Origin of the sequence: Pseudorhizobium banfieldiae (assembly GCF_000967425.1) — a bacterium.
Taxonomy (GTDB): Bacteria; Pseudomonadota; Alphaproteobacteria; order Rhizobiales; family Rhizobiaceae; genus Neorhizobium; species Neorhizobium banfieldiae.
In genome coordinates, this window is record NZ_FO082820.1 from 3,089,867 (window position 1) to 3,116,049 (window position 26,183).

Sequence of the window (26,183 nt, forward strand, 5' to 3'; positions counted from 1 at the left end):
TCTTGGAAGCCGGAGCAAACCTCCGGCTTCTTCACCTTCGGCATATCCATCCCCGGACCTTCCCTTGGACCCTGACCTGCACGCCCCGCTCGGACAGAAGAGACCGGCCGGAAGAAGACGATGGATTCGCGTCACACCCTCGCTTGCCGGGGGCGCAGCCGTTACGACGGCGGTTCTGGCCCTCTCCTTCTACACCATGTCGGAGGAAAGCCGCATTCGCGCTTCCTCGTCCGGCGCCCCGTCGGAACAGCAACAGACCCTCCGATCCGAGGTCGTGCAATCTGCCACATCCCTAAGCGATGACGCCCTTCGAAGCGGATCCGGTACAGGGGCAAACGTCGAACGCCTGACGACCGACGACGGGGCGGTGGTGACCAAGTATTCGCCGGGCTTACGCAGCGGTAGCGAGCCGCTCATCCTCCAGGCGCCACGTGTCGGACAGGACCCAAGGCTGGCCGGTACGCCCAACGAGGAGCTCCTGGAGGATTCTCCCTACGGTCCCTTGCCCGTGGTCGGCACCGATGGACTGCGGCCCATGGATCACTATGCCCGCCCGTGGTCGGGTGCTCGGGGGACTCGGATTGCCATCATCGTCGGCGGACTCGGCTTGAGCCAGACGGGGACGCAGCGCGCAATCGAAGAACTGCCGTCGGAGATCACCCTCGCCTTCGCCGCAAGCGGAAACAGCCTCCAGCGGTGGATGCAGGCATCTCGCCGCCAGGGCCACGAGATTCTGCTTCAGGTCCCCATGGAGCCTTTCGGCTCCTCGGATACGGAAGGCGATCCCAACACCTTGCTCGTCGACGCGCCGCAGGCGAAGAACCTGGAGCGGCTGCATGAAGCGATGGCACGCATTACGGGCTATACAGGCATCATGAACCATCTCGGTGGACGGTTGCTCTCCAACGTCGATGCGCTGGAACCCCTTCTGCGCGATGTGAGCGCCCGCGGCCTGCTGTTCCTTGACGATGGCTCATCCGCACGATCCACAAGCGGCACACTCGCTAAGACAATGGACTTGCCCCATGCCTTTGCCGACATGACGCTGGACGGTCAGGTGGAAACCGCGGCGATCCTGCGCAAGCTTGACGACCTGGAGCGTCTTGCGCTGCGAAAGGGAAGTGCTATCGGTGTCGCTTCGGCCTTCGACGAGTCCGTGCAGGCAATTCGCCAATGGGTTCAGGAGGCGAGCCGCCGCGGGATTGAGATCGTGGGGGTCTCGGCTTTGGCCGACGACCCGACCGGCTATCGCGCAGAGGTGAACCAATGAACCAACTCCCTAAAGCCGCCGAAGACCTCCCCTACCGACGCTGCGTCGGCGTGATGGTCCTCAATCACGAAGGACTGGTCTGGGCCGGGCGTCGCATTCCCGAGGGCAATTCCGAGTATGACGGCTCGCCGCAGCTCTGGCAGATGCCTCAGGGCGGCATCGACAAGGATGAGGATCCGCTGGAGGCTGCCTACCGGGAACTCTACGAGGAGACCGGCATCGAGACTGTCTCTCTGCTCGGGCAGAGCCGCAACTGGATCAACTACGACCTCCCGCCCCACCTGATCGGCATCGGACTTAAAGGGAAGTACCGCGGCCAGACACAGCGCTGGTTCGCCTTCCGCTTTGAAGGCGACGAACGCGAAATTCGGATCAACCCGCCGCCGGGCGACCACGCCCCCGAATTCGATGCTTGGGAATGGAAGCCCATGGACGAGCTTCCTGGCCTGATCATCCCGTTCAAGCGCACGGTTTATGAGCGCGTCGTCTCTGAGTTCGCTCACCTCGGCAAGACGGCAGCCTGACGAACTTCAGCCGTCCGGCGAAAGCTCCGAGACGATCTCCATCATCTGCTGCTGTACCCGGGTCGGCTGCCAGTTCCCGCGATAGGTGAGCCCAATCGGACGAATGAGGTGATCGGTGGAGAAAGGGATTTGCGCAAGCAGCCCGTGATCGCATTCCGGCTTCGACTGGTGGCGGGAGATACAGCCGAGATGATCGCTTTCACTGAGAACGCCCCGCATCAAGAGAAGCGATCCGGATTCAATCAGCCGCTGCGGTGTCGCCTTGCCCTCTGATGTGAACAGCGTCTCGAACTGCGTTCGTGTAGGCGTCCCGAGCCGAGGCACCACCCAGGGATAGGCAAGAAGATCATCTACGCTCACCGAGGTCTGTTTTGCGAGCGGATGGTCCGGCCGGGCGAGAAGCGCAAGTCGGTCGTCGAACAGCCTTTCCTGAATGACATCCTCTATGGGAGCAGGCTCGCGCAGGGCGCCCACGAGAAAGTCGATCGAGCCGCGCCGCAGGTCTCCCAGAAGGGCATCATAGGTTCCATCGATAATGCGGACCGCGAATGTGGGATACTGTTGGCGGAACCGCGCAAGGGCGCGCGGCAGCAGTATCGACCTGGCTAGCGGCATTGCGCCGATCACGACCGCACCAGCCTCGCTTCCATCGAACTGCGCGAGTTCCGCATCGGCCTGGTCGAACTCGTAGATGGCAAGGCGCGCTGCCTGCGCCAGCGCCTGGCACAGGCGCGTCGGCAGGATCCCGAAGGATGTCCGCTCGAACAGGGTTCGCGCGGCCTCCTGTTCGATCTGCGTCACCGCGCGATGGACGGTGGGCTGGGCCAGACCGAGGCGCCGCGCCGCAAGGGTGAAGTTCTCGCTTTCGCTGACAGCGATCAGAGCCTGCAGTTGAGCATAGGTCAGGGAGATCCGCAGCCGCGGCGAGATTTCCCCAAGGATCGGGTCGAGGAGAGCGAATGCGCTCTCGACTCGCTTCAGCAGGATTTCTCCACGCGGTGTAAGAAAGAACCCGTGCCGGGTGCGATCGAAGAGCGGCCCGCCCGCCTCCCGCTCCAGCTTGTTGATCGCCTGGGTGACCGCCGGCTGGGAAAGATGCCATTTCTCCGACGTCGCCGTCAGCGACTTCAATTCCGCAACGGCGGCGAAGAACCTCAGATGTCTGAGATTGCGGGGAATCATAGGGTGCGGAGGACTGCGTCGCAGCGCTGTGCCAGATCGTCGTCGCCCGGATCGAGGCGGAGGTCGGAGATGATCCGCTGCCACCTGACCGTGCCGCTGCTCATCCAGTCGGGCAACCCGAATTCCCGCAGCGTCACGCAGACTTCCTCGACCTCGGCGGCCCGCCGGGCGCCATGAACGATCATCCGTTCGAGGTTGTAGGATCCCCGGGCGCGCCAGTCTATGCCCGGATCGGAGGCTTGCAGCGAGGCAAGCACCGCATCCTCGACCCCAGCCCTTCGCGCCGCAAGCAGACATTCGGTCGTCAGCGCCTCCAGGCCCTTGATGATCACCGAGCGCAGCATCTTCACGCTCGACGCATCGCCCACCTTTTCCCCCGTGAGGCGCGGGCGCATGTCCAGTTGATCGAGCAGGCCAACCACCGCACCTGCATGCGGCCCTGCCAGCAGAAGCGGCACCTGGTGCCTTTTCGGATAGACGGGCGCCATGACGGCAACATCCACATAGCGGCCACCGGCTTCCTCGATAAGCGCAGCCGCCTTCTGCTTCGTTTGCGGCGCGCAGGAGTTGCAGTCCAGCCAGTAGGCGCCTGGCGTCAGATAGGGCACGGCTGCACGGGCAGCTTCCAGTGCCTGGTCCGCCGTCACGAGGCTGAAGATCAGACCTGTCCCATCGAGAGCCGCTTCAAGATGCGCGACTGGTTCTACGCCCGCCGCTTCACACCGCGTCTTCACCTGCTCGGCGGCTTCCGTATCCTGCAGCTTCAGATCATAAGCGCGAACACCTCGTGCAGGCGCGGCTTGCCAGCCGGAGGCGATCGCATGCGCTGCTTCGCCGAATCCCACAAAGGTGATTCTTGGGAAATTTCCTGCGGTATCGGTCATTAGCCGTCTCCTCCATTGGCGGGTGAGTGTGGCAAGGCGCAGCGAGCAAATCCAGACCCTATAGCTTGAAGTTATGAACTTCCGACGTCTTTCCATTTGATCTGGATGAGCACACGAAACAACCCTAAGCTAATGGAAAACCGGGGAGGCCTTCATGCCCAGCGAGAATAAGACTGCCCTCGTCATCAGTGCCCATGCCGCCGACTTTGTCTGGCGGTGCGGTGGCGCGATCGCGCTTCATGCGCAACTTGGCTACAACGTTACCGTCGTCTGCCTCTCGTTCGGAGAGCGCGGTGAAAGCGCCAAGCTCTGGAAGCAGGAGGGCATGACGCTCGATCGCGTCAAGGATGCCCGGCGCGCAGAGTCCGAGCGTGCTGCCGAGGCTCTTGGCGTACACGACCTCGTCTGCATGGATCTCGGCGACTATCCCCTGGAACTGACGCGCGAGAACAAGAACGCGCTGGTTGATGTCATTCGACAGGTCCAGCCGCGCTTCATGCTCAGCCACTCGCAGTACGATCCCTATAACACAGATCATATGTATGCGACGCAGGTCGCGCTCGAGTGCCGAATGATTGCCCAGGCTTGGGGCCACAATCCCGGCCAGAAGGTTCTTGGCGCACCGCAACTTTATCTGTTCGAACCGCATCAGACCGAGCAGATGGGCTGGAAGCCGGACACCTTCCTCGACATCACCCCGGTCTGGGACAAGAAGCGGGCGGCGATCGAGTGCATGGAGGGTCAGGAGCACCTGTGGGAATACTACACGCGCGTTGCCATCAATCGCGCCAATCACTTCAAACGAAACTCCGGTGGACAGTCCGGTGGCCGCGACTGCAAGTATGCGGAGGGCTTCCAGTCGATCTTTCCGCGAACAGTGGATGAGCTGTAAGGAGCGCGAGCATGGAGCCCTGCCACGACATCGCGCATCTCGCACATGTGGAAATGTACACCGACAGATACGAAGAAAGCCTCGACTTCTTCACCCGTGTCTACGGCCTTAAGCTTTCGGGTGAGGACGAGACGTCTGCCTATCTTCGGGCATGGGATGACTACGAGTTCCACTCGCTGAAGCTGACGCGCCATCATCAAACCGGCATAGGCCACGTTGCCTACCGGGCGACCTCACCCGAAGCGCTTGAGCGGCGAGTAGAGGCGATTAAAGCCTCGGGCTACACAGTCCATGGCTGGACCGACGGCGATCTCGGTCACGGCAGGGCGTTCCGGTTTGAGGATCCCTTCGGCCACATCTTCGAAATCTACTGGGATACCAACTGGTACCAGCCGCAGATCGAGGCGGAGCGGGCTGCACTGAAGAACACTGCGTCGGCCTTCACCGGCGCCGCGCCGCGCCGGCTCGACCACCTGAACTTGCTGTCCAGCGACGTGACCGAATTCAGGCGCTTCATGGAGACCTGCCTCGGCTCCCGCGTCACGGAGATGATCCAGCTCGACAATGGGCGTATCGGCGGCTGCTGGTTCACCGTGAACAACAAGACCTATGACCTCGCCTGTACTGAGGAACACGGCGGGGGCAGCGGACGCCTGCACCACGTCACCTATGCGACAGACCAGCGTGAGGACATTCTCCGGGCTGCCGACATCTTCCTGCAGAATGGGGTCCATATCGAGACAGGTCCGCACAAGCACGCCATCCAGGGCACGTTCTTCCTCTATGTCTGGGAACCCGCAGGAAACCGGATTGAGCTGGCAAATGCTGGCGCTCGACTGATCCTCGCCCCCGACTGGAAGCCCGTTGTATGGACGGAGGCGGACCGCAAGAAGGGTCAGGCCTGGGGTCTCAAGACGATCGAGACATTCCATACGCACGGCACGCCGCCGGTAAGGAAGGAGCACTGAGATGGCCGTCGTGGTTCAAAATATCGAGCGCGCCGATCCCTCCGTGATTGACCGGCTTGCCACAGCTGGCGTGGCGACGGTTCATGAGGCGCAGGGCCGACGCGGCTGCCTCGCCTCCTACATGCGCCCCATCTATGCCGGTGCACAGGTCGCCGGTTCAGCGGTGACGATCTCTGCCCCTCCCGGCGACAACTGGATGGTCCACGTTGCAATCGAGCAGCTCCGCGAAGGCGACATCCTGGTGCTCGCACCCACCTCGCCTTGCGACAACGGCTATTTCGGCGATCTTCTGGCGACCTCAGCCAAGGCCCGTGGCTGCCGCGGTCTGGTGATCGACGCCGGCGTGCGCGACATTCGCGACCTGACCGCGATGGGCTTCCCTGTCTGGTCCAAGGCGATCTCTGCCGAGGGTACGGTAAAGGAGACCCTTGGCTCCGTGAACGTTCCCATCGTCTGCGCCGGCGCTGCCATCGAAGCCGGCGACATCATCGTTGCGGACGACGACGGCGTGGTGGTCGTCAAGCGGGCCGAGGCCGAAACTGTCGCGATTGCCGCCGAGAAACGCTTGGCTGCCGAAGAGGCCAAGCGCAAGCGCCTGGCGTCCGGCGAGCTCGGTCTCGACATCTACTCCATGCGCGAAAGGCTTGCGGAGAAAGGACTGAAATATGTCTGATCCTTGCGCGGACGGCATCCCATGTCTCTGGATGCGGGGGGGAACGTCGAAGGGAGCTGTTTTCCTTGCCTCGGATCTACCCTCCGACTCGAAAACGCGAGACAGCCTGCTCCTGAAGATCATGGGATCTCCTGACGCACGGCAGATCGATGGCATAGGGGGAGCCGATCCGCTCACCTCGAAGGTGGCCATACTCTCCCCCTCTTCGCGGCCCGACGCGGACATCGACTACCTCTTCCTGCAGGTCTTCGTGGATCAGGCGGTGGTCACGGATGCCCAGGGTTGCGGCAATATCCTGGCAGCCACGGCCCCGGCAGCAATCGAGCGAGGCCTCGTCTCTGCCGAAGATGGCGTGACACCGGTCCGCGTGCACATGCTTAACACCGGGGAGGTATCGCTTGCAAAGGTCTGTACTCCGGGTCGCAGGGTGAGCTACAGGGGCGGCGCGCGCATCGACGGCGTTCCTGGTCATCATGCAGCAATCCCCCTCCTGTTTCAGAACACGGAAGGCTCCATGTGCGGAGCGCTCCTTCCATCGGGAAACGTCAGAGACACCATTGAAGGCGTCGAATGCACTGTGATCGACAACGGCATGCCAATCGTCATCCTCCGCGCTTCGGACTTCGGCCTCACCGGCACCGAAAGCAAGGAGGATCTGGATGGCAATGCCGACCTGAAGCGGAGATTGGAGACGATACGGCTTGCGGTGGGGCCGCTGATGAACCTGGGCGACGTTGCCGAGAAATCGGTCCCGAAGATGACACTGGTTTCGGCTCCGCAACAGGGTGGGACGATCAGCACCCGCAGCTTCATCCCTCACCGCTGCCACGCCTCGATCGGCGTCTTCGCAGCCGTCAGTGTCGCAACTGCCTGCACCCTCCCCGGCTCCGTCGCAGCCGGCATTGCCGAACTGCCTGATGACGAACGATTTCTCGTGGAGCATCCGAGCGGCGCGGCCGAGGTTCTCGTTCATCGCGATCCGGACGGGAAGATCACCGGAGTAGGGACGCTCCGCACGGCGCGCAAGCTGTTCGACGGCAGAGTTTTCCCGGCGCCGTGAACACGGATCGCGATCCAAAAACGATGTGCTCGGTTTAACCTGGCTTCGCCACTCCGGCGCCTCCGGCCACGGCCTTCCAGAGCGCCTGCATCACCCGACGACCCCCTTTGCGCCGCAGGCAACCATCCCTGTCGTAGAAGAACATCATGCGGCGGCGGGCGAAGACATGCGCCATACAGAGCGCGAAAGCCACTCCGACAGCCCAGCCCATCAGCGTATCGCTGGGCCAATGCGCGCCGACCAGCTGCCGTGAAAACGTGATCAACACGCCGACGGGGATGAAAAGCGAGCGCAGTCGGGGAAAGACCAGCGCCAGCGACATCGCCATCGCACCGGCCGTCGCCGAGTGTCCCGATGGAAATGCGGCGAAGTCGGAGTCGAAGGTGAAGGGCTCGAAGTGAAGATGCCCGTAGGTTTCAAGAAGCTTGGGCCGTGCACGTCCGATCACGTTCTTGACCAGCGCAGCCGTCAGCCCGCCTCCGGCGACTGACAGAAAGATGAAGGCTGCTGCCGCAGTGATGGAATTCGCGCCGACCACCACCCGTCGACGCAATCGGCTGGAGGGGACGAGAACGCTGAGGATAAGCACGATACCGCTCGTCACCAGAATCTCGACGCCTTCACCCAGGTCCGTGATCCACTGGGCGAATGGGCGAAGTTCCGCGGGAAAGTCTTTCATCCAGCGGCCTAGAGTGAGATCTGCCGAAAGCATCAGCGAAACTGAAAGCAACAGAAAAATGCCAAGGATGAGGACGGGTCGTTCCAGCGGTGCCCGTCTTTTCGGGTAAGACACGACAGGGGGAGAGAACAGGCGTTCGAAGCCTGCGGCTATCCTCGGCCTGCTATCCCCCAATGCGGCGCCCATGTGCTCTCCCATAGCTTCCGATGATGCTGATAGGAAGATATCGCGCCGCTTGCAATGGCGGCTGCCCCCCTCAACAGAACTCCATTGGTTTTGAGCCCGTCCACCATTACCGTTGAAGATGGTCCTCGATGCGGCGGAGCCTTAGGTCCATCCATGCCAAAACGGTTTCCCACCCGGCAAGGAAGTAGTCATGAGCAAGATAGAGCGCCCTCTCGGGCTCGGCCTGCAACGACATCATCCTTCGGCTGAACTCGTCGAAGGCCTCCAGTCTCTCCTGGGCGACCTTGACCTCCTTCGGATGAAGATCAACGGCTGACGACAGATCGGCCCGCACTCTTGCCTTGAGCTGTCGCAGACCGTTCCCCTGGTCCCGCCAGAGCCGGCGGGTGAGGAAGTCCAGCGCCTGCATGCCCGTCGTGCCTTCGTAGATGGTCATGACACGCGCATCACGGAGATACTGCTCGAGCGGCCAGTCGCGCGTATAGCCTGCGCCGCCGAGCACCTGGATCGCAGCATTGGCGACGCTAAAGCCGGCATCCGCGCCGAAATTCTTGATCAGCGGCAGCATCCAGGCGCAGAAATTCTCAAGCTGTCGGCGCCTCTCGTCATTGGGTTCGTAGGCCGCAAGATCCATGGCGGTTGCAAGTTCCAGGACTGCCAGCCGCAGAACCTCCGTTCGTCTACGCATCTCCTCCAGCTGGCGCCGAACATCCGGATGCTCCGCGATCGGGACCGGAGGACTGCTCGAGTGACCTCCCTGACGCCTTTCCTTCGCATATCGCTCGGCAATATCAACGGAGGCCGATGCGAGCCCTAGCCCCTGGCAGGCCGTCTGCAGGCGCATCAGCTCGATCATGCGGAAGAGCTGCGCGAGCCCTCGCCCCTCGCTGCCGATCAACGTCCCTCGTGACTGGTCGAAGTTCAGCGCGCAGGTCGGCGAGGCATGGAGCCCCATCTTGTCCTCTAGCCGCTCTACAGTGATGCCGTTCGGCTGCCCTTCGGCCATATTCGGAACCAGGAAGAGACTTAGCCCCCTTGTGCCTGGCTCGCTCCCCGTCCGCGCCAGCAGGCAGTGACCGATACGCTCGGTAAGGTCGTGGTCGCCAAAAGAGATCCAGGTTTTTCGGCCGGAGATCCGCCAGTCTTCCCCTACCCTCTCCGCCTTGGTCCGGAGCCGTCCCACATCTGAGCCGGCGTCGGCCTCCGAGATGCAGATTGTCGCGGTATGCTCTCCCGTGGCGAGCTTCGGCACCCACTCCCGGATGAGTTGTTCGTCCCCGGCCTCCCAGATCAGGTGGGCTGCGGCACGGGTCGACCCGACCACCATCATGAGCGCGACACAGGCGCGTTCGAACAGAGGCCCGCATGCGGCCTGAACCGTCAGCGGCAGTCCCTGCCCGCCAACGTCCTCGGCAAGATCGACGGCGAGCCAGCCAGCCTCGGCATAGCTGCGGAAGGCCTCACGGAATCCTGCGGGCGTATGGACCCGTCCTTGGAACAGTTGTGCTCCGTGCCGATCTCCGGGACCGTTGAGGGGCGCAAGCACCCGCTCTGCAAAGCCTCCCGCCTGACGGAGGATTTCGGCGATGGTCTCGTCGTCGCAGTCTGGCCGGTACTGCTGCAGCTGCCGCCAGCCAGGCGTCACCGCGAGCGCGGCAAGCGTCCTGTCGACCTGGTCCCGAAACGACATCCGCGCCTACTTCGGTTGCATCCGAAGGGCACCGTCGAGACGGATTACTTCGCCGTTGACGTATTGATTCTCGATCAGGAACCGGACGGTCTCGGCGAATTCGGCAGGATTTCCGAGCCGGGAGGGATAGGGGATGGCTGTCCCAAGGCTGTCTTGCGTTTCCTTCGGCAGCGCCAGTAGCAAGGGCGTCAGGAATATCCCAGGAGCGACTGTATTGACCCGTATCCCGAAGCGCCCGAGTTCGCGGGCGGCGGGCAGCGCCATCGAGACTATGCCTCCCTTGGACGCGGAATAGGCCACCTGGCCGACCTGCCCCTCGAACGCGGCAACCGAGGCCGTATTGACGATCACGCCCCGCGCACCGTCCTCTCGTTCGTCGGCAGCCGCCATCCGCTCGGCCGCCAGCCGCATCATGTTGAACGTGCCGACGAGATTGATACGGATGACCCGATCGAAGTCCGCAAGCGGCAGCGTTCCCTCGCGTCCCAGTATCCGTCCCGCAGCGGCAATGCCGGCACAGTTGACGAGGATGCGCAGGCCATCTCCGGCCTTAGCAGCCTTGTCCACAGCCCGCTTTCCATCCTCCTCGTTCGCGACATCGCCAACCAGCGGCACGCCGCCGATATCCTCTGCAACCTGCTGTGCGGCTTTTTCATTCCTGTCGAAGACATGAACGATCGCTCCGTGAGCGGCTAGTAGTCGGGCGGTCGCCTCGCCCAGTCCGGATCCGCCACCGGTGACGATCGCGCTCGATCCTTCAATCTTCATGCGGCAAGCTCCTTTTCTGCCCGGATGACGTCTCGATCATCGCCGTAAAGAGCCTGGACGAGCTCTCCACGATGCGCAAGAACGGCCCGCTGGTTGATCGACCCCTTGTCTGTCACCTCGCCCTTCTCGAAGCGCAGCGGCTCACGCATCAGCATGACGCGCATCACACGGGTTGCCGAACCGCTGGCAGCGCGTTGATGTTCGGCAAGCTTGCCGGCGATCGCCGTCCGCACCGCGGGATGGTCCAGTATCTCCTCGTCGCTCATCCGCGCCTCATCCTCGACCAAGGCCCGCAGCGCCGGCATGAACGGAACGAGAAGCGCCCCCAGCTCCATGCGGTTTTCGCCTGCGATCACAGCATCGCGCACCAGGCCGCCAAACTGGTTGACCAGTTGGGCTCTCAACACGCCGACCGCCACCCAGATACCGGTCTGCAGCTTGAAGTTCTCGGCCGTTCGGCCGTCAAAGTAGAAACCCTTGCGCGGATCGCCCGGGCAGGCGAAGCGGACCGCGTCACCGATGCGATAGAAGCCTTCGTCGTCAAACGCCTCCGCAGTCAGCTTCTCATTGCGCCAGTAGCCGGGCGTGACGTTCGGTCCCTTCAGTCGAAGTTCGTATTTGTCATCGAAGGGAACGAGCTTCATCGTGACGCCCTGTGCCGGGATCCCGATATTGCCTGGCCGATCCTGCGGCTCCGTGCAGAAGAGCGCAAAGGGTGCGGTCTCCGTCGAGCCAATTCCTGTGCACAAGGGCACGTGCTGCTGGATCGCGCTTTCAGACAGCTCGAGCAGTGCGTCCCAGGTATGCTGCGCCATACCCGCACCGGCATACATCAGCATCTTGAGATCCTTGAAAAAGCTTTTCCGCAGCGGTTCATCGTTACGCATGGCTTCAACCAGCATCTCGAACCCGGCGGGAACGTTGAAATACCATGTCGGCGACACGTCACGAAGGTTGGCGATCGTCTGGCCGATCAATGCAGGAGCGGGCTTGCCGCGATCGATGTAGTAGGTCCCCCCATTGTAGATCGCGATATTGAAGCACTTGTTGCCTGCCGCGGTGTGGTTCCAGGGCGCCCAGTCGACCAGGACCGGCGGCTCCTCGCGGAAATACTGATAGCAGTCCGCGATCATTTCCTGGTTCGAGCACAGCATTCTCTGGGTCTGGATCACCGCCTTGGGTGAACCGGTCGTCCCCGAGGTGAAGAGGAACTTCGCCACCGTATCCGGCCCGACGGCATCGAATGCACGGTCGACCTCGGGCCCAGGCTGGGTGCGGAGTATGTCGTCGAACGAGTAGGTGTTCGCCCGTTTGGCCGGAAGATCTCTGACACCTGCGACGGGAAACTCGAAACCGAAAACCGTATCGACGGCATCGCGGAAGGCATCGATGCTTTCGGCGAACACGAGCCCTGGCGTGACCTGCCGGACGATATCCTCCAGCTTGGCCAGACCTGTTGCACTGGTTGCATAGGCCGGCGCGATCGCCGCCGACGGCACGCCGACATGCTGGGCACCGAGCGCCATCAGCGCATGCGCTATCGAGTTCTCTGAGAGGATCAGCAGCGGCCGATCAACGGAAAGGTCGAGATCCAGGAGGAACTGGCCGATGCTGCGGACGCACTTGAGCGCGTCTCGATAGCTCACGGTCTGCCACTCGCCCGTTCCCTCGCGATCCGCCATCCAGACGCGATCGGGCGCCGTCCTGGCCCAGTGAACCAGCCGCTCGTTGATCTTCGCCGGATAGGGTCCGAGCTGATCCTCCCGCCAGATCAGGATCTCGCCATTCGGACGGTTCTCCCAACGAAGAACGGGGGACCACAGCTGCGCCTCGCGCACGGCTTTGTTGGCCATGACACCTCCTCCCAGAGATTGCTGCCGATTTTTTGTTTACAAGGAAACAATCTCCTCGTAAACAATTATACGAAGAACGGGTGAGCCCGTGACGAGGGAGAAGCGACAGAATGGCCGACCAGCCGGCACGCAATTTCGTCAGCTACGAACTTCAGGGCGAGATTGCGCACATCGGGCTCAACCGGCCCGAAAAGCGCAATGCGATCAGCGACAGCTTCGTGGAGATGATCGCAGATGCGGTCGCACGCGCCGAAAGTGAGGCGAAGGCGGCAGTGCTCTATGGTCATGGCGATCACTTCTGCGCCGGCCTCGACCTCGCCGAACATGTGAAGAAAACGCCCATCGAAGGCATACGCGGCTCTCGCCGTTGGCACGCCGTCTTCGGCACAATCGAGCACGGCACCATTCCCTGGATTTCGGCCTTGCATGGCGCCGTGGTCGGCGGCGGCCTCGAACTGGCTGCCTCGACCCATATCCGTGTTACCGAGCGGTCTGCGTTCTTTGCGCTTCCGGAAGGACAGCGGGGCATCTTCGTTGGCGGCGGCGGTTCCGTCCGCGTGGCGCGCCTCGCCGGCGCCGCCCGCATGACGGACATGATGCTGACGGGTCGCGTTGCCACTGCCGACGAAGCCGAACGGTGGAACCTGGTCCAGTATGTCGTCGATACCGGAGAAGCGCGCCGGAAAGCGCACGAACTTGCCCTGGCGGCGGCCGGCAATGCCACGATCTCCAACTATGCCGTCATCAACGCCCTTCCGCGCATTCAGGACATGGCAAAGGAGGACGGGCTGTTCGTCGAATCCTTCATCGCCTCCTTTACCGCCACAAGCCCGGAAGCGGAGGAACGGCTTCGGGCCTTTCTCGATAAACGGGCTGCGCGGGTGAAGGCGCCCGGAACGGCGGGAGGCGGCTGACATGGATGTCTCCTCGCGACGCATCGAAAGGGTGAAGCTTGATGAGCTTTCCGGCTCGCTCGGCTTCCTCCTGCGCCTTGCGCAGTTGCGAGCCTTCGAGGATTTCTTCTCCGATCGTGGCCCGCGCGGATTGAAGCCCGGGGAGTTCTCGGTCCTGTGGGTAATCGCGCGCAATCCCGGCATCCGGCAGAGCCTTCTCGGCCAGCGCCTGATGATCAAGCGCGCCCATATGACGAAGTTGATCCGCGTCCTGGAGGATCTCGGACTGGTGTCGCGCCGGACCCCCGAGGCCGACCGCCGGGCCGTGGAGCTCACGCTCACCGCCAAGGGCCGGCAGGCAGTGGAGACGTCGAGCACCGAGTTCTTCTCCTACGAGGAAGCCACGGGCGAACCTTTGAATGACGGTGAGCGCACGCAATTGATATCGCTTCTGCAGAAGTATGTTGGACTGCGGGAGGGAGAGGCACGATGAACGTCGATGACCTGATCGCGATCGACATCCACACCCATGCCGAGGAGCCCTGCTGTGGGCCGCGGGATGACGGTTACGACGAGTTCCAGGCCGGGATGGCCCGATACTTCAAGAACCCTGCCGGCGCCAAGGGCATGCTGCCGACGGTCGAGGAGACGGCTGCGTACTACCGCGAGCGCAGGATCGGCTGCGTCATTTTTCCGGTCGATTCCGAACGCGAGACCGGCTTCCGACGCTATGAGAACGAGGAAGTGGCCGAGATTGCCGCGCGGAACGCTGACATCATGATCCCGTTCGCGTCGATCGACCCAGCCAAGGGAAGGCTTGGCGCCCGCGAGGCGCGGCGGCTCGTGCGGGAATTCGGGGTCCGGGGTTTCAAGTTTCACCCCACGATGCAAGCCTTCTATCCGAATGATCGCAGTGCCTACCCGCTTTACGAGGCGATCGCCGAGGAAGGGGCGATTACCCTCTTCCATACCGGCCAGACCGGCGTCGGCGCCGGAATGCGCGGCGGCATGAACATGCGCCTGAAATACTCGAACCCGATCTATCTCGATGACGTCGCGGCGGATTTCCCCGACATGCCGATCATCCTGGCGCATCCATCCTTTCCTTGGCAGGAGGAGGCGCTGTCGGTCGCGACCCATAAGCCGAACGTCTACATCGACATGTCAGGCTGGTCCCCCAAGTATTTTCCGCCGATCCTGGTCCGCTACGCCAACACCATGCTGAAGCACAAGATGCTGTTCGGCTCGGACTGGCCGGCAATTACACCGGACCGATGGCTCGCCGATTTCGAAGGGATCGAGATCCGAGACGAAGTTCGCCCGCTGATCCTCAAGGAGAATGCTCGCAAACTGCTGAAGCTTTAGAACTGCCATCTGCAACATGTTCCAACTGGGAGGGAACGAACATGAGACGCATGCTTGGAATGCTGGCGGGGATAGCGGCACTTGCCGCAACCACCGCCGATGCCCGTGAACTTCGCATTGCACCCGGCGCACCGCCGGCGCATCCATCGCACAGCCACCTTTATTCGAAACTGGCGGAACTCCTTCCGGAGGTTTCCGGCGGCAATCTTACGGCTCAGGTTCTGGGGCCCGAAGTTGTCGGCCTCGGCCAGATGAAGGATGGACTCCAGAGCCAGCTCGTCGAGATCGGCAACCTGTTGCCGTTGTACTTCCCCGCCGATCTTCCGAACATGTCGCTTGCCGGCGAGCTGGCTCTCTCCGGTCGCGAACCGCATGCCATGGCAGCGGCGATGACCGAATACATGGTCACCTGCGACACATGCCAGGAAGAGCTGAAGAAGTTCGGCGTCACCTATCTCGGTTCGGGATCGTCGGATGTCTATGCCCTGCTCACCAACAAGCCGGTGCGGACGGCAGAAGACGTCAAGGGCCTGAGATTGCGCAGCGGCGGAGCGCCGTTCTCGCGGTGGGCTGAGAACTTCGGTGCTGTCCCCGCCAATATCGGCGTCGGCGATACCTTCGAATCCATGTCGCAGGGTGTCATTGACGGATCCATGGCGTCGATCGGGGACCTTCTGTCCTTCCGGCTCGTCGAACTGGTGAAGAACATCACTTTCGTGCCGCTGGGCACCTACCACGCCACCTCCGACTTCACCGTCGCCAACACGACCTGGGAAAGCCTGAGCGCCGAGGAGCGCAAGCAACTGGCGACTGCCGCCAATGAGGCCAACGTCATCTTCACCCAGAGGTGGGGATACGAGATGGCCGCGGAAGCAAAGGCCGCCGCCGAGAAGGCCGACATTGAGTTCGTCGAGCCCGATCCGGCATTCGTCGAGGCAGTAGAGGCCTTTGCCGAAGCGGACAAGGAGACGGCCGCAAAAGTGTCTCAGGAACGCTTCGGCTTCGCCGATGCCGCAGAGCGGGTCGCTCGCTTCTCGGACCTCGTCGAGAAGTGGACAGGCATCGTCAAGGAGACCAACAGTGATCCGCAGGAGATCGCCAAGCGCCTGGACGAGGAAGTCTGGAGCAAGGTCGACTTCGAGACCTACGGCATGTAACGCGCCGTCGCGGGGCTCGTCTCCGCGATCCACCCCCGTCTGACCACTCTCAATGGGATCGGCGATGCTGCTCGTCACCAGGTTCACTGACAGGCTCGCGCGCATACTCGCCTTCGTTGGCGCAGCGGGCGTGCTCGCGATGATGGTGCATGTCTGCGCCGACGTCGCCTCCCGCGCAATGACCGGCGCGTCGCTGCCCGCAACTGTAGAGGTCGTATCCTATTACTACATGGTGCTCGTCGCCTTTCTTCCGCTGGCCTGGGTGGAGCGGAAGGAGGGGATGATCTCCGTCGAGCTTCTCGACTTCCTGTTGACGCCACGCATGCGGCGTGTGTCGGACCTCGCCGTCGTCCTCTTCTCCATCACCGTCTACGCGGTCATTGCCTATGCCAGCTGGCTGACTGCGGTGAAGAACTACCAGACCGGCACCTTCGTCATCGCACTGCAGACGAAGATCGTCACCTGGCCAGGTTATTTCCTGCCACCGATCGGCTTCGCGCTCGCCGCGCTGATCATGATCGTACAGCTGTTGAAGATCGTTCACGGCAAGACAGATGCCGACTGGGGTACTCCCGAATGAATGTCGAGGTTGGTTTCTACGGCGTCGGCATCCTGCTGCTGCTCCTGCTGTTGCGCGTACCCGTGGCGCTCGCCATGATCGCTGTTTCCTTTGGCGGCATTGCCAGCCTCCTCGGCATCAGGCCGGCCCTCGGCATCGTCACCTCGACACCTTACAGCTTTGTCGCCAGTTGGACGATGAGCGCCGTCCCGATGTTCCTGCTCATGGGCTTCGTCGCCTTTCACGCCGGGCTGACCGCCAGCCTGTTCGGCGCCGCCAAGGCGATCCTGTGGCGGGTACCGGGAGGGTTGGCCATCTCCTCCATCTTCGCCTGCACCGGGTTTGCGACCGTCTCCGGCTCTTCGATCGCCTGTGCGGCCGCCATGGGGCGGATCGCCATTCCGGAAATGGTCGGGGCCGGCTACAGGCCAAGCTTCGCGGCGGGTTCGATTGCAGCGGGCGGAACGATCGGCGCGCTGATCCCCCCGTCCATCCTGATGATCATCTACGGCGTCTTTGCCGAAACCTCGATAACCCAGGTCTTCATCGGCGGCATTGGCGTCGGTCTGTTGACCGCTCTGTTCTATTGCCTGGTGGTGCTGGGTTTCTGGTGGCTGCGACCTGACGTGGTACCACGCAACAGCGCCGGCACCTTCCGCGAAGCCGGCGGGCTGCCGGCAATCTTGAGGATCTGGCCGCTCGCAATCCTCGTGGTTCTCGTGTTCGGCGGACTGTTTTCCGGCTATTTCACAGCGACGGAGGCGGGCGCAGTCGGCGCCGGCGGCGCGATCCTTCTATCGCTGGTGACGGGCAAGCTCACCACGCACGTTCTGCGTACATCACTGCTCGAGACGCTGACGACCTGCGCTTCGCTCTTCATCATCGGCATCGGCGCGTCCATGTTCACCCGCTTCCTCGGGATTACGGGGCTGTCCGGCTTCATCGGTTCGATGGTCGCCGGATCGGAGCTCGGCTACGTCGAGCTGATGTGCATCATCGTGCTGATCTACCTCGTTCTAGGCATGTTCATGGAACCTTTCGGGGCCATGCTGGTAACGCTTCCGGTTCTGCTGCCGTTACTGAAGGCGGAAGGGATCAGCCTTGTCTGGTTCGGCGTCTTCGTCGTCAAGATGCTTGAGATCGGCATGATCACGCCACCCGTGGGGCTGAACGTCTTCGTCATCAGGAACGTCGCATCCAGCTACGTTACCGTCATCCAGATCTTCCGGGGTATAGTGCCCTTCCTTTTAGCGGACATATTGGTGGTCGCGGCGGTCATAGCCTTTCCCGGTGTCATCCTTAGCCTCCCGCTGCTATTGCAATAAGGAAGGCGGGTACGGCTTAAGAGGATTGCTCGCTAAATGCTGCAATCGCTCCCTCGGAACGACTGCAACGGCCTCGCCTACCGCTCGGCGCTTCATCCGTATGAGCCATTACGGCTGACGACAGGCCGCCTCAAGATTTGCATCGTCCGCCGGCAGGTCGATCCACTGCGCACCCGTAACCGAGCCGTCATCGGCGATCGATACGTCATCGCCGACGAGGTCGGCGCGGCGGTTGTTATCGCAGTCGAAAACAGCCTTGATCACGGTCGTCTGCTGCCAGCGTGCGGCCAGGATCATCGACACCATGACCTGGCCGGGCTGTTGGGGATGCCGCTTGGCGGTGGAGGTTTCGACCGCCATGAACCGCGTGGTCAGCGGGCGGATATAGGACCACGGCCTCCAGATGGCGCGCTCGGTGTTCGACCACGTCACTACCACGGACTGCGGGAACGAATTCCGCATCCGGTCGAACCAGCTATACTCGCTCCAGATGGCGTAGGAAATCATCCCGAGGCCAGCCGCGGCGGGGACGATCCATTTCGGCAGCCGTCCCCGGCTGATCCATCTCACGCTCATGGCGATACCGGCCAGTGCCACACCAGCCACCACGGCGGCAATCAACTCGAACAACATTTCCGACTTCTTCCTTTACACCGGAGCACTTCCAGAATTGGCGAGCGCAGACTGCATGGTCCGCACCACCACGAAGGCGTCTCGCAAGTGCGACCTCTCGAAATCTCCGAACTCATAGGGTCCGAGATAATTGTTTGGCCTTTCGCCAGCCTTGATCTGGTTTGCCTGGTTGCGCAATCGGAAGTCGGCAATCAGATCATAGGCGGCAATCAGATCCCGCCCTCCGGCGCTGGAGATAATCCCCGCGTCCTCGGCCGCGAGCAGGCGCGCGCGGGTATTGACCGGGGTCAGCCGTCCCGTCAGCGCATAGACACGGGCAAGGTCGATCACTGGAACGACGCCACTGTGCTTCATGTCGATCTGGTTGCGATGTTCACCTACCCGGACGGTCGCAAATCCTCGCAGCAAGCCGAGCGGCGGCGCATGCTTCAGGGAGTTGCTGATCATGTGAGCGACGAATAGCGAGTTCCGACTCGCCTGCGCCAGGGTCTCGGCCTGCAGGTCCTGGTAGAGCTGTGTTTCCCCAACGATTGGCCGCAGGTCGAACATGACGCTCGCGAGCATCTGGGCCGTCGGCTCCGGCTCCCGGATCCAGCTCCCGAAATATCCCTTCCACACGCTGACCGGCTGACACCACCGGCGATTGGTCGCCATCATGTCGCCGGGGCAGAAGAAATAGCCGCAGGCATCCAGGTTATGGCTGACGAAGCGGGCAAGCTTTTCGAACCACGGGCGCTGGCTTTCCTGAAAACTGTCGTCAATGAAGATGCAGTTGTCCTGGTCGCTGACACCCGTCTGTTCCTGGCGGCCCTGGCTGCCACAGGCAAGCCACAGATAGGGGACCGGGGGTGGGCCGAGATCCGCCTCCGCAAACGCTACAAGTCGGCGCGTCACCGCATCCGTGATGTCCGTGATCAGCCGCGTGACCACGTGATGTGCATTGTTGCCCCCAACCAACTGAACCAGCAGCTGCGGGATCTTCGCCGTCACCGCACGAAGCTCGGCCACGCCTTCCGCACTGGCGATCTCCCGGATGAGGATCGCCGAGGAGAGCGCCTGGAACCGCGTCAGGTCCGTCTGGGTGATCATCCCCGTCAGGCGTCCACCGCTGACGATCGGAAGGTGTCCGATCCTCTTCTCCAGCATCAGATTGAGAACATCCGACCCCAGGTGGCTTTCCGAGAGGGTTAGTGGCTCCGCGGTCATGATCGCGCCGACCCTCGTGTGGATCGGATCAAGCCCCTGGGCAAGGACGCGAGAGGTCAGGTCGCGGGTCGTCACCAGACCGACAAGGCGGTCGCCATCGACGACGCCCAGGCTCGAGACCCTTCCGTCCCGCATGATCTCAGCGGCGTGGCGTACGCTGTCTTCGGGCGAACACGTGAGCGGTGGCGCCGACATCAGTTCGCCGACCTTCCGCATCGTCACGTCAGCGCGTCGAAGGTCGTTGGTGCGTCCGCGGGTGAAGAAGCGGGCATAGACAGCCTGTTCCAGCATCAGCCTCTTGAACTCGGCCGTCGGCAGAACAAGCAGGATCGCATCTGACAGCGCATTGGCGGTCGTCGCGGCGCGGCCATCGGCCAGCAAACCTCGTTCACCAAGCGAGTTTCTAGGGAAAAGCTGCGAGATCACCGTGCCGGACGCGTCGCGAACCTCGACGCTACCTTCCATGATGAGGAAGAGACCGGGCAGCGGCTCACCGCGGGAATAAATCTGATCTCCGCCAGACACATGGCGACATTCGAAGCGCGGCGTCAGTCTGTCGAGTTCGTCCCGGGGTAGGCTGTCATAGGGATGAACTGTTTGCAGAAATCCCGCTATGTCGTGGGTTTCTACACCCATGAAGCCCTCATCTGGCCGTATCGGCAACCCTCGACTGAAAAAAGAAAGGCGGCAGAGATACCGCCGCCTTCCGAGAGCTTGGCTGTTAGTGGTGGGTCGCCGCACCCGCACCGCGAGGTACGCGGATCGACTCGACGAGATCCTGCACGTGCTGCGGCGGTGCCTGCGTCATCATCGAGACGACATAGGCGGTGCCGAAGTTCAAGAGCGCACCGATCGGGCCGAACGCCGTCGGCGGAATGCCGAACAGGTAGTTGGCCGGAACGTTCTCGAGCATGTTCGTGCCGGGGATGAAGAACCAGCCCAGGTAAGCGAACAAGTAGAGGCAAGTCACGATCAGACCGACCAGCATGCCGAGGGTGGCACCGGCTGAGTTGATGCGCTTCGAGAAGATGCCCATCATCAGAACCGGGAAGATGCTCGCTGCAGCAAGACCGAAGGCGAGTGCCACGGTCTGTGCGGCGAAACCCGGCGGGTTGAGACCCAGCAGGGTAGCCACGAGGATCGCGCCGGCCATCGAGATGCGCGCGACCATCAGTTCGCCCTTTTCCGAAATGTTCGGGACGAGCCAGTCCTTCACCAGGTCGTGGCTGATAGCCGACGAGATGGCGAGCAGGAGACCGGCGGCCGTCGACAGAGCGGCGGCAAGACCGCCGGCTGCGATCAGACCAATGACCCAGCCCGGAAGCTGCGCGATTTCCGGGTTGGCGAGAACCAGGATATCGTTGTTGATGGTGAGCTCATTGCCAGACCAGCCACGCTGAGTGGCAGTTTCGGTGAAGCCTGCTGCCTTATCGTTGTAGTACTGGATGCGGCCGTCACCGTTCTTGTCCTCGAACTTCAGCAGACCGGTGGTTTCCCAGTTGCGCATCCAGTCAGGCCGCTGCTCGTATTCCACCGCCTGCTCCTGCGGGCCGTTCGGGAAGATGGTGTCGATGATGTTGAGGCGCGCCATGGCACCGACGGCCGGAGCCGTGAGGTAGAGAAGCGCGATGAACACCAGCGCCCAGCCAGCCGACCAGCGGGCATCGGCCACCTTCGGCACGGTGAAGAAGCGGATGATGACGTGCGGCAGGCCAGCCGTACCGATCATCAGCGACAGCGTGAACAGGGTCATGTTGAGTAGGGAACCCTGAGCGGTGTAGGCGGTGAAGCCGAGGTCGGTCACGACCTGGTCGAGCTTCTGAAGCAGCGGCAGGCTCGATTCCGTATGGGTCGAGAACAGGCCTAGCCAGGGAAGCGGATTGCCCGTCAACTGCATCGAGATAAAGATCGCCGGAATCGTATAGGCAATAATCAGCACGACGTACTGGGCGACCTGCGTGTAGGTGATGCCCTTCATACCGCCGAGAACGGCATACACGAAGACCACGGCGGACGCGATCCACAGACCGGTCGAGACATTGACTTCGAGGAAGCGCGAGAAGGCGACGCCGGCACCGGTCATCTGGCCGATAACGTAGGTGACCGAGATGATGATGAGGCAGATGACCGCAACCAGGCGGGCCGACTGGCTGTAGAAGCGGTCCCCGATGAACTGTGGCACCGTGTACTTGCCGAATTTGCGAAGATACGGAGCAAGCAGGAGCGCGAGCAGGACGTAGCCGCCGGTCCAGCCCATGAGGTAGGTGGAGTTGGCGTAGCCGACGCCGGCGATCAGGCCGGCCATCGAGATGAAGGATGCAGCCGACATCCAGTCAGCGGCGGTGGCCATGCCGTTCATGACCGGGTTAACGCCGCGGTTGGCGGCGTAGAATTCAGCGGTAGAGCCCGCCCGGGCCCAGATTGCGATGCCGATATAGAGCGCGAAGGATGCGCCCACGATCAGCAGGTTGAGTGTATACTGGTCCATTGTTCCCCCCGTCCCTTACTGCTCGTCCACGCCGAACTCGCGATCGAGCCGGTTCATGTAGGCTGCGTAGTAGAAAATCAGCGCGATGAAGACGATGATCGAGCCCTGCTGCGCGAACCAGAAGCCCAGATCGGTCCCCCCGATCGGGATCCCCGAAAGCATGGGACGCAAAAGGATGCCGAAGCCGTAGGATACAATCGCCCAGATCACCAAGCAGATGGTGATGATGCGAATATTTGCTGCCCAATAGGCATTGGACGATGATTTGTCCGTCACGTGTACCTCCTCCAAAATTCGCGTCCCCCTGAGGACGCAACCTCCTGTCCAAACGCTCACCGAATCCCAACACGAATGGACAAGTGTCAAGAAGTACCTAATCGGTTAGGGTGCGTACATTCTCCGATAGTCGTAGTTTTCGAAAGCCCATTACTTTGAGCGCCGAAAGACGAGTTTTCCACAGGAACACGCGAAAGGCGCCAGCCGCAAAAGTCTTGTGCGCCGTCCGCGGCAAAGGCCGCATCGGACCAGGCCATCCTGATTCGCAAGATTGAGTTCCATCGAGGCCTCCCCTCCCCAGATGGAAAGTGCCGGCCGGACAAGCCGGCCGGCACTGGCAAATTACTCTTCGCCGAGCCAGGCGTTCACCTGGTCCGGATGGTCTTCGATATACTTCGCCACGGCCTCTTCGTAGGACGTCTCCTGCGCGTTGAACATGCCTGCCTGCAGGTCGTCGATCGGCAACTGCATCCTCGAGAGGAACCCGGCAACTTCCGGATTGTCCTCCTTGAAGCCCTTGCGAGCGAGAACGTCCACATGTTCAGCTTCGCCCAGCGAGGTCTTCGGATCCTCGATGTAGCGAATGTCGTACTTGCCGAACATCCAGTGGGGGCTCCAAGACGTTGCCACGAACCAGTCCTCGGAGCGAACGGCACGGTCGACGGTGGTCAACATGCCCGCCTCGCTGGAGATCTGCAGCTTGTAGTCGTCCAGGCCGTAATCCTTCAGCGCCTGCTGCGACAGGCGCGTCAGCCCGGCGCCCGGGTCGATGCCCTGGACGGTGTTGCCGAGCTTCTCCTTGACCTCATCCTTGGCAAGGTCTTCGATCGAGCTGATGGCGTCTTCCGGGATATAATTCGGCACGACCCAGCCGAGCTTGGCGTTCTCGTAGACGGTGCCCAGCGTCTCCACGTCGTCCTTGATCTTCGCGTAGTAGTCGGCATGCGTCTGTGGAAGCCATGCCATCATCATGGCGTCGAGATCGCCGCGGCTGACGCCCTGGTAAAGCGGCGCGACATCCGTCTGCACCAGTTCAACTTCCTGGCCGAGTTCGTCCTTGATCAGTTTCGCGGCAAGCTTGGTGACGAACTCCGCGTCAGACCATGCGGCCCAACCGATCTTCACCGGCTTGGCATCCTGTGCCAGGACGATTGTGGAAACGCTGCCGGCGATGACGGCCGCGAGGCTCAGCGATACGAGTTTCTTGATCATGTCTGCTCCTTTTTTGAAGGTCCGCATAGGGCGGAATGCCCAAGTGTGGTCTGCGCGACGTTCAGGCGTTCGCCTGCTTGGTCTTTTGTCGCGCCACGACGGGGAAGAGGGTGCGCCAGAAGGCCGGCCGCTCCTTCCCGAAGCTCTGCGTGATGCGGTCGAGCACCACGGCGAGGATGACGACGGCCAGGCCGCCTTCGAAACCCGTGCCGACGTCCAGACGCTGGATCCCGGTCAGCACGGTATTGCCAATCCCGCCGGCGCCGATCATCGAGGCGATCACCACCATCGAGAGCGCCAGCATGATGGTCTGGTTGATGCCAGCCATGATGGAGGGTAGCGCATTCGGCAGCTGTACCTTGAAGAGCAGCTGCGACGCCGTGCAACCGAAGGCGTGGCCTGCTTCAACGAATTCCACGTCGACCTGACGTATCCCGAGATTCGTCAAGCGCACGACCGGCGGCATCGAGAAAATGACCGTGGCGATCGTGCCAGGCACGGCACCAAGCCCGAAGAACATGGCGGCGGGGATCAGGTAGACGAAGGCGGGCATCGTCTGCATCAGGTCCAGCACCGGGCGCACGGCGGATGCCACCGAGTCCTTGGCGGCCATGGCAATCCCGAGCGGCAGGCCAAAGAGCATGGCGATGATCGTGGAGGCGATGACGAGCGACAATGTCTCCATCATCGCCGGCCAAAGACCCATCTGGTCCACGAGCCAGAGTGCGACGGCAGTGAAGATGGCGAAACCCAGGCCGACCCGCCACAGCGAGAGTGCAACGAAGATGGCAAGGCCAACGATCATCGGAAGGGCCGTCAGCGTGTCCTGTATGCCCCCCGTAACCAGTCCGATCGCTGCAGCAATCGCGTCGAGGGCAGGAGAGAAGTTGTCGAGGATATAGTTGACGATCGCATCGACGCCGTCACCAATGTCGAAGTTCATGATTGCATCCTATCCGTGATCTGCTCAGCTGGCGCGATCAAGCGTCTCGAGAAGCATTGATTTGCTGATGGAGCCGATATAGCGGCCCTCGTCATCGATCACCGGGAGCGGCCAGGGACTGCCGGCCACCCTGCCGAGAAGATCCGACAGGGGCTCGGTTGCCGCGATCGGCTCGATGTCGGTCAGAAATGCGCTTCGGTAGGGATCGGCAGCCTTTGACCTGACCTTTTCCACCAGCGAGGTTTGGCTGACGATGCCTTGGTACTTCTTGTCGCGACCGACCACGATCGCGTACTCCCGATCGAAGTTCTGCATCCGCTCAAGCGCAGCAGCCGCTGATACGCCTTGGCGATCGATGATCGTCACCTGCGTCTTGCGGGCGATGTCCCCGGCCTTGAAGACCTGCGTGACATCCACGTTGCGGAAGAAGGACCGGACGTAGTCGTTGGCGGGTTGGGTGACGATCTCATCCGGCGTACCGACCTGGATCACGCTGCCGTTCTGCATGATGCAGATCCGGTCACCGATCCGCATCGCCTCGTCGAGATCGTGGCTCACGAAGACGATGGTCCGGCTATGCTCCGCCTGGAGGCGAACGAGTTCGTCCTGCATCTCCGTGCGGATCAGCGGATCGAGCGCCGAAAAGGCCTCATCCATCAGCAGGATTGTGGGTTCGCTGGCAAGCGCCCGGGCGAGCCCCACGCGCTGCTTCATGCCGCCGGAAAGCTGGTTCGGCCGACTGTCGGCATAACCCTCAAGGCCGACGGCCTTCAGGGCGACCATGGCCTTTTCTTTCCGCTCCCGCTCGCCGATGCCGGCAACCTCCAGCCCGAACGCAGCATTGTTCAGCACGGTCCGGTTGGGCAAAAGCGCAAAAGACTGGAACACCATGCTGATATCGCGGCGGCGGATATCGATGAGCTCGCGACGCGACATCTTGGTGATGTCTCGCCCGTCGATCTCGATCGACCCCGCAGTCGGCTCGATCAGACGATTGAGAAGTCGCAATAGCGTCGATTTTCCGGAACCGGAAAGGCCCATGATGACGAAGATCTCGCCTTTGCGAATGTCGAAGCTGGCATCGTTGACACCAATGGCGCAGCCGGTCGCTGCGTGGATTTCCGGCTTAGACTTGCCGGCTCCGACCATCTCCATGGCTTTTTCCGGCCGCTCGCCGAAAACCTTGAACACGTTCCTCAACGTGATCTTTCGCGGGGCATCAGCGCCGGCGACATCGCCAGCGGACACCACGGAAGAAGTAAAATCATTCATCTTGCACCGGCCTCGCACCACGACGAGGCAAACCTCCATCAGTATAAAATATACGCTCAGCAAACGAACGACCAAGCGCAGACTCTCTCAAGTTACGCAGGATCGTTTCATACTATTTCTAACCGCATCTCGATTGGGATCTGACGGAAGAACGTCAGATCCCAATCGAGATGCGATGTGCTGAGCGCCAGCGGACAAAACGTCACGGCTTATCCCTTTAGCTCC

At 62.0% G+C, this 26,183-nt stretch carries 25 protein-coding genes; 12 read left to right on the top strand and 13 right to left on the bottom strand.

The features are described 5' to 3' along the window. Positions 1 to 64 precede the first annotated feature (64 nt). Together NT26_RS15175 and NT26_RS15180 are read left to right on the top strand one after the other, a co-directional pair. Positions 65 to 1,270, top strand: coding sequence for a divergent polysaccharide deacetylase family protein (locus tag NT26_RS15175; protein WP_052639934.1), 1,206 nt, complete (start codon positions 65 to 67; stop codon positions 1,268 to 1,270). Then, complete coding sequence (locus tag NT26_RS15180) at positions 1,267 to 1,794, top strand: RNA pyrophosphohydrolase (protein ID WP_052639936.1); 528 nt, start codon at positions 1,267 to 1,269, stop codon at positions 1,792 to 1,794. The genes NT26_RS15175 and NT26_RS15180 overlap by 4 nt, the downstream gene beginning before the upstream one ends. A 6-nt stretch (positions 1,795 to 1,800) precedes the next feature. Here the strand turns inward: NT26_RS15180 and NT26_RS15185 are convergent, their stop codons facing one another. Next, complete coding sequence (locus tag NT26_RS15185) at positions 1,801 to 2,976, bottom strand: LysR family transcriptional regulator (RefSeq protein WP_052639938.1); 1,176 nt, start codon at positions 2,974 to 2,976, stop codon at positions 1,801 to 1,803. Beyond that, entirely contained in the window at positions 2,973 to 3,860 is an 888-nt protein-coding gene (locus NT26_RS15190) for an NAD(P)-dependent oxidoreductase (protein WP_052639940.1), read from the bottom strand. Before NT26_RS15190 ends, NT26_RS15185 begins: the two co-directional genes overlap by 4 nt. A gap of 154 nt (positions 3,861 to 4,014) precedes the next feature. On the opposite strand from NT26_RS15190, the gene NT26_RS15195 reads away from it, so the two are divergent. From NT26_RS15195 to NT26_RS15210, 4 genes are read left to right on the top strand one after another with little or no spacing between them, the layout of a single operon-like run. Continuing rightward, complete coding sequence (locus NT26_RS15195; protein ID WP_052639941.1) at positions 4,015 to 4,752, top strand: PIG-L deacetylase family protein; 738 nt, start codon at positions 4,015 to 4,017, stop codon at positions 4,750 to 4,752. A gap of 11 nt (positions 4,753 to 4,763) precedes the next feature. Further along, positions 4,764 to 5,720, top strand: a complete 957-nt coding sequence (locus tag NT26_RS15200) for a VOC family protein (protein WP_052639944.1) — start codon at positions 4,764 to 4,766, stop codon at positions 5,718 to 5,720. A 1-nt stretch (position 5,721) separates the two neighbouring features. Further along, the gene (locus NT26_RS15205) at positions 5,722 to 6,393 is read left to right on the top strand and encodes a 4-carboxy-4-hydroxy-2-oxoadipate aldolase/oxaloacetate decarboxylase (RefSeq protein WP_052639946.1); all 672 of its coding nucleotides are present in this window, start codon (positions 5,722 to 5,724) and stop codon (positions 6,391 to 6,393) included. After that, positions 6,386 to 7,453 carry a 4-oxalomesaconate tautomerase gene (locus NT26_RS15210; protein WP_052639948.1) on the top strand — a complete coding sequence of 356 codons (1,068 nt, stop codon included), beginning with the start codon at positions 6,386 to 6,388 and terminating at the stop codon, positions 7,451 to 7,453. The genes NT26_RS15205 and NT26_RS15210 overlap by 8 nt, the downstream gene beginning before the upstream one ends. A gap of 34 nt (positions 7,454 to 7,487) precedes the next feature. Here NT26_RS15210 and NT26_RS15215 read toward each other — a convergent pair whose 3' ends face one another. The 4 genes from NT26_RS15215 to NT26_RS15230 all read right to left on the bottom strand — a co-directional run bounded on the left by NT26_RS15215 (position 7,488) and on the right by NT26_RS15230 (position 12,629). Then, complete coding sequence (locus tag NT26_RS15215; RefSeq protein ID WP_244467624.1) at positions 7,488 to 8,132, bottom strand: phosphatase PAP2 family protein; 645 nt, start codon at positions 8,130 to 8,132, stop codon at positions 7,488 to 7,490. 292 nt (positions 8,133 to 8,424) lie between these two features. Beyond that, positions 8,425 to 10,008 carry an acyl-CoA dehydrogenase family protein gene (locus NT26_RS15220; RefSeq protein ID WP_052639950.1) on the bottom strand — a complete coding sequence of 528 codons (1,584 nt, stop codon included), beginning with the start codon at positions 10,006 to 10,008 and terminating at the stop codon, positions 8,425 to 8,427. A gap of 6 nt (positions 10,009 to 10,014) precedes the next feature. Continuing rightward, entirely contained in the window at positions 10,015 to 10,776 is a 762-nt protein-coding gene (locus NT26_RS15225; RefSeq protein ID WP_052639952.1) for an SDR family NAD(P)-dependent oxidoreductase, read from the bottom strand. Beyond that, positions 10,773 to 12,629: a feruloyl-CoA synthase gene (locus NT26_RS15230; protein ID WP_052639954.1), complete on the bottom strand. Its 1,857-nt coding sequence runs from the start codon at positions 12,627 to 12,629 to the stop codon at positions 10,773 to 10,775. The genes NT26_RS15225 and NT26_RS15230 overlap by 4 nt, the downstream gene beginning before the upstream one ends. Positions 12,630 to 12,739: 110 nt before the next feature. Between NT26_RS15230 and NT26_RS15235 the strand changes: the two genes are divergently transcribed. The 6 genes from NT26_RS15235 (at position 12,740) to NT26_RS15260 (ending at position 17,928) form a co-directional block, all read left to right on the top strand. Beyond that, positions 12,740 to 13,543 (top strand): crotonase/enoyl-CoA hydratase family protein, encoded by an 804-nt coding sequence (locus NT26_RS15235; RefSeq protein ID WP_052639956.1) that lies wholly within the window; start codon positions 12,740 to 12,742, stop codon positions 13,541 to 13,543. Position 13,544: 1 nt separating this feature from the next. Further along, positions 13,545 to 14,015 carry a MarR family winged helix-turn-helix transcriptional regulator gene (locus NT26_RS15240; RefSeq protein ID WP_052639958.1) on the top strand — a complete coding sequence of 157 codons (471 nt, stop codon included), beginning with the start codon at positions 13,545 to 13,547 and terminating at the stop codon, positions 14,013 to 14,015. Next, positions 14,012 to 14,887, top strand: a complete 876-nt coding sequence (locus NT26_RS15245) for an amidohydrolase family protein (RefSeq protein ID WP_052639960.1) — start codon at positions 14,012 to 14,014, stop codon at positions 14,885 to 14,887. The genes NT26_RS15240 and NT26_RS15245 overlap by 4 nt, the downstream gene beginning before the upstream one ends. A 41-nt stretch (positions 14,888 to 14,928) precedes the next feature. Further along, the gene (locus tag NT26_RS15250; RefSeq protein ID WP_052639962.1) at positions 14,929 to 16,044 is read left to right on the top strand and encodes a C4-dicarboxylate TRAP transporter substrate-binding protein; all 1,116 of its coding nucleotides are present in this window, start codon (positions 14,929 to 14,931) and stop codon (positions 16,042 to 16,044) included. Positions 16,045 to 16,108: 64 nt separating this feature from the next. Continuing rightward, positions 16,109 to 16,624 (top strand): TRAP transporter small permease, encoded by a 516-nt coding sequence (locus tag NT26_RS15255; RefSeq protein WP_052639964.1) that lies wholly within the window; start codon positions 16,109 to 16,111, stop codon positions 16,622 to 16,624. Continuing rightward, complete coding sequence (locus NT26_RS15260; RefSeq protein WP_052639966.1) at positions 16,621 to 17,928, top strand: TRAP transporter large permease; 1,308 nt, start codon at positions 16,621 to 16,623, stop codon at positions 17,926 to 17,928. Before NT26_RS15255 ends, NT26_RS15260 begins: the two co-directional genes overlap by 4 nt. Before the next feature lie 108 nt (positions 17,929 to 18,036). Here NT26_RS15260 and NT26_RS15265 read toward each other — a convergent pair whose 3' ends face one another. From NT26_RS15265 to proV, 7 genes are all read right to left on the bottom strand, one after another. After that, positions 18,037 to 18,561, bottom strand: a complete 525-nt coding sequence (locus tag NT26_RS15265) for a hypothetical protein (protein ID WP_052639968.1) — start codon at positions 18,559 to 18,561, stop codon at positions 18,037 to 18,039. Positions 18,562 to 18,576: 15 nt separating this feature from the next. Next, on the bottom strand, positions 18,577 to 20,403 hold the full coding sequence (locus NT26_RS15270) for a DUF294 nucleotidyltransferase-like domain-containing protein (RefSeq protein ID WP_052639970.1): 1,827 nt from the start codon (positions 20,401 to 20,403) through the stop codon (positions 18,577 to 18,579). 85 nt (positions 20,404 to 20,488) lie between these two features. Then, positions 20,489 to 22,255 carry a sodium:solute symporter family protein gene (locus NT26_RS15275; RefSeq protein WP_052639972.1) on the bottom strand — a complete coding sequence of 589 codons (1,767 nt, stop codon included), beginning with the start codon at positions 22,253 to 22,255 and terminating at the stop codon, positions 20,489 to 20,491. A 15-nt stretch (positions 22,256 to 22,270) separates the two neighbouring features. Next, positions 22,271 to 22,531 (bottom strand): DUF4212 domain-containing protein, encoded by a 261-nt coding sequence (locus NT26_RS15280; protein ID WP_052639974.1) that lies wholly within the window; start codon positions 22,529 to 22,531, stop codon positions 22,271 to 22,273. 342 nt (positions 22,532 to 22,873) lie between these two features. Next, positions 22,874 to 23,743, bottom strand: coding sequence for a glycine betaine ABC transporter substrate-binding protein (locus NT26_RS15285; RefSeq protein WP_052639976.1), 870 nt, complete (start codon positions 23,741 to 23,743; stop codon positions 22,874 to 22,876). Between the two features lie 61 nt (positions 23,744 to 23,804). Further along, positions 23,805 to 24,686 carry an ABC transporter permease gene (locus NT26_RS15290; protein WP_052639978.1) on the bottom strand — a complete coding sequence of 294 codons (882 nt, stop codon included), beginning with the start codon at positions 24,684 to 24,686 and terminating at the stop codon, positions 23,805 to 23,807. A 24-nt stretch (positions 24,687 to 24,710) separates the two neighbouring features. After that, a complete protein-coding gene (gene proV, locus NT26_RS15295; protein WP_052639980.1) occupies positions 24,711 to 25,958 on the bottom strand; it encodes a glycine betaine/L-proline ABC transporter ATP-binding protein ProV in 1,248 nt (415 codons plus the stop codon). Positions 25,959 to 26,183: the final 225 nt, after the last annotated feature.

Coding starts and splice junctions, on each gene's coding strand:
- NT26_RS15180 (WP_052639936.1), top strand. CDS start 1,267: ATGAACCAACTCCCTAAAGCCGCCGAAGACCTCCCCTACCGACGCTGC.
- NT26_RS15185 (WP_052639938.1), bottom strand. CDS start 2,976: ATGATTCCCCGCAATCTCAGACATCTGAGGTTCTTCGCCGCCGTTGCG.
- NT26_RS15190 (WP_052639940.1), bottom strand. CDS start 3,860: ATGACCGATACCGCAGGAAATTTCCCAAGAATCACCTTTGTGGGATTC.
- NT26_RS15195 (WP_052639941.1), top strand. CDS start 4,015: ATGCCCAGCGAGAATAAGACTGCCCTCGTCATCAGTGCCCATGCCGCC.
- NT26_RS15200 (WP_052639944.1), top strand. CDS start 4,764: ATGGAGCCCTGCCACGACATCGCGCATCTCGCACATGTGGAAATGTAC.
- NT26_RS15205 (WP_052639946.1), top strand. CDS start 5,722: ATGGCCGTCGTGGTTCAAAATATCGAGCGCGCCGATCCCTCCGTGATT.
- NT26_RS15210 (WP_052639948.1), top strand. CDS start 6,386: ATGTCTGATCCTTGCGCGGACGGCATCCCATGTCTCTGGATGCGGGGG.
- NT26_RS15215 (WP_244467624.1), bottom strand. CDS start 8,132: ATGAAAGACTTTCCCGCGGAACTTCGCCCATTCGCCCAGTGGATCACG.
- NT26_RS15220 (WP_052639950.1), bottom strand. CDS start 10,008: ATGTCGTTTCGGGACCAGGTCGACAGGACGCTTGCCGCGCTCGCGGTG.
- NT26_RS15225 (WP_052639952.1), bottom strand. CDS start 10,776: ATGAAGATTGAAGGATCGAGCGCGATCGTCACCGGTGGCGGATCCGGA.
- NT26_RS15230 (WP_052639954.1), bottom strand. CDS start 12,629: ATGGCCAACAAAGCCGTGCGCGAGGCGCAGCTGTGGTCCCCCGTTCTT.
- NT26_RS15235 (WP_052639956.1), top strand. CDS start 12,740: ATGGCCGACCAGCCGGCACGCAATTTCGTCAGCTACGAACTTCAGGGC.
- NT26_RS15240 (WP_052639958.1), top strand. CDS start 13,545: ATGGATGTCTCCTCGCGACGCATCGAAAGGGTGAAGCTTGATGAGCTT.
- NT26_RS15245 (WP_052639960.1), top strand. CDS start 14,012: ATGAACGTCGATGACCTGATCGCGATCGACATCCACACCCATGCCGAG.
- NT26_RS15250 (WP_052639962.1), top strand. CDS start 14,929: ATGAGACGCATGCTTGGAATGCTGGCGGGGATAGCGGCACTTGCCGCA.
- NT26_RS15255 (WP_052639964.1), top strand. CDS start 16,109: ATGCTGCTCGTCACCAGGTTCACTGACAGGCTCGCGCGCATACTCGCC.
- NT26_RS15260 (WP_052639966.1), top strand. CDS start 16,621: ATGAATGTCGAGGTTGGTTTCTACGGCGTCGGCATCCTGCTGCTGCTC.
- NT26_RS15265 (WP_052639968.1), bottom strand. CDS start 18,561: ATGTTGTTCGAGTTGATTGCCGCCGTGGTGGCTGGTGTGGCACTGGCC.
- NT26_RS15270 (WP_052639970.1), bottom strand. CDS start 20,403: ATGGGTGTAGAAACCCACGACATAGCGGGATTTCTGCAAACAGTTCAT.
- NT26_RS15275 (WP_052639972.1), bottom strand. CDS start 22,255: ATGGACCAGTATACACTCAACCTGCTGATCGTGGGCGCATCCTTCGCG.
- NT26_RS15285 (WP_052639976.1), bottom strand. CDS start 23,743: ATGATCAAGAAACTCGTATCGCTGAGCCTCGCGGCCGTCATCGCCGGC.
- NT26_RS15290 (WP_052639978.1), bottom strand. CDS start 24,686: ATGAACTTCGACATTGGTGACGGCGTCGATGCGATCGTCAACTATATC.
- proV (WP_052639980.1), bottom strand. CDS start 25,958: ATGAATGATTTTACTTCTTCCGTGGTGTCCGCTGGCGATGTCGCCGGC.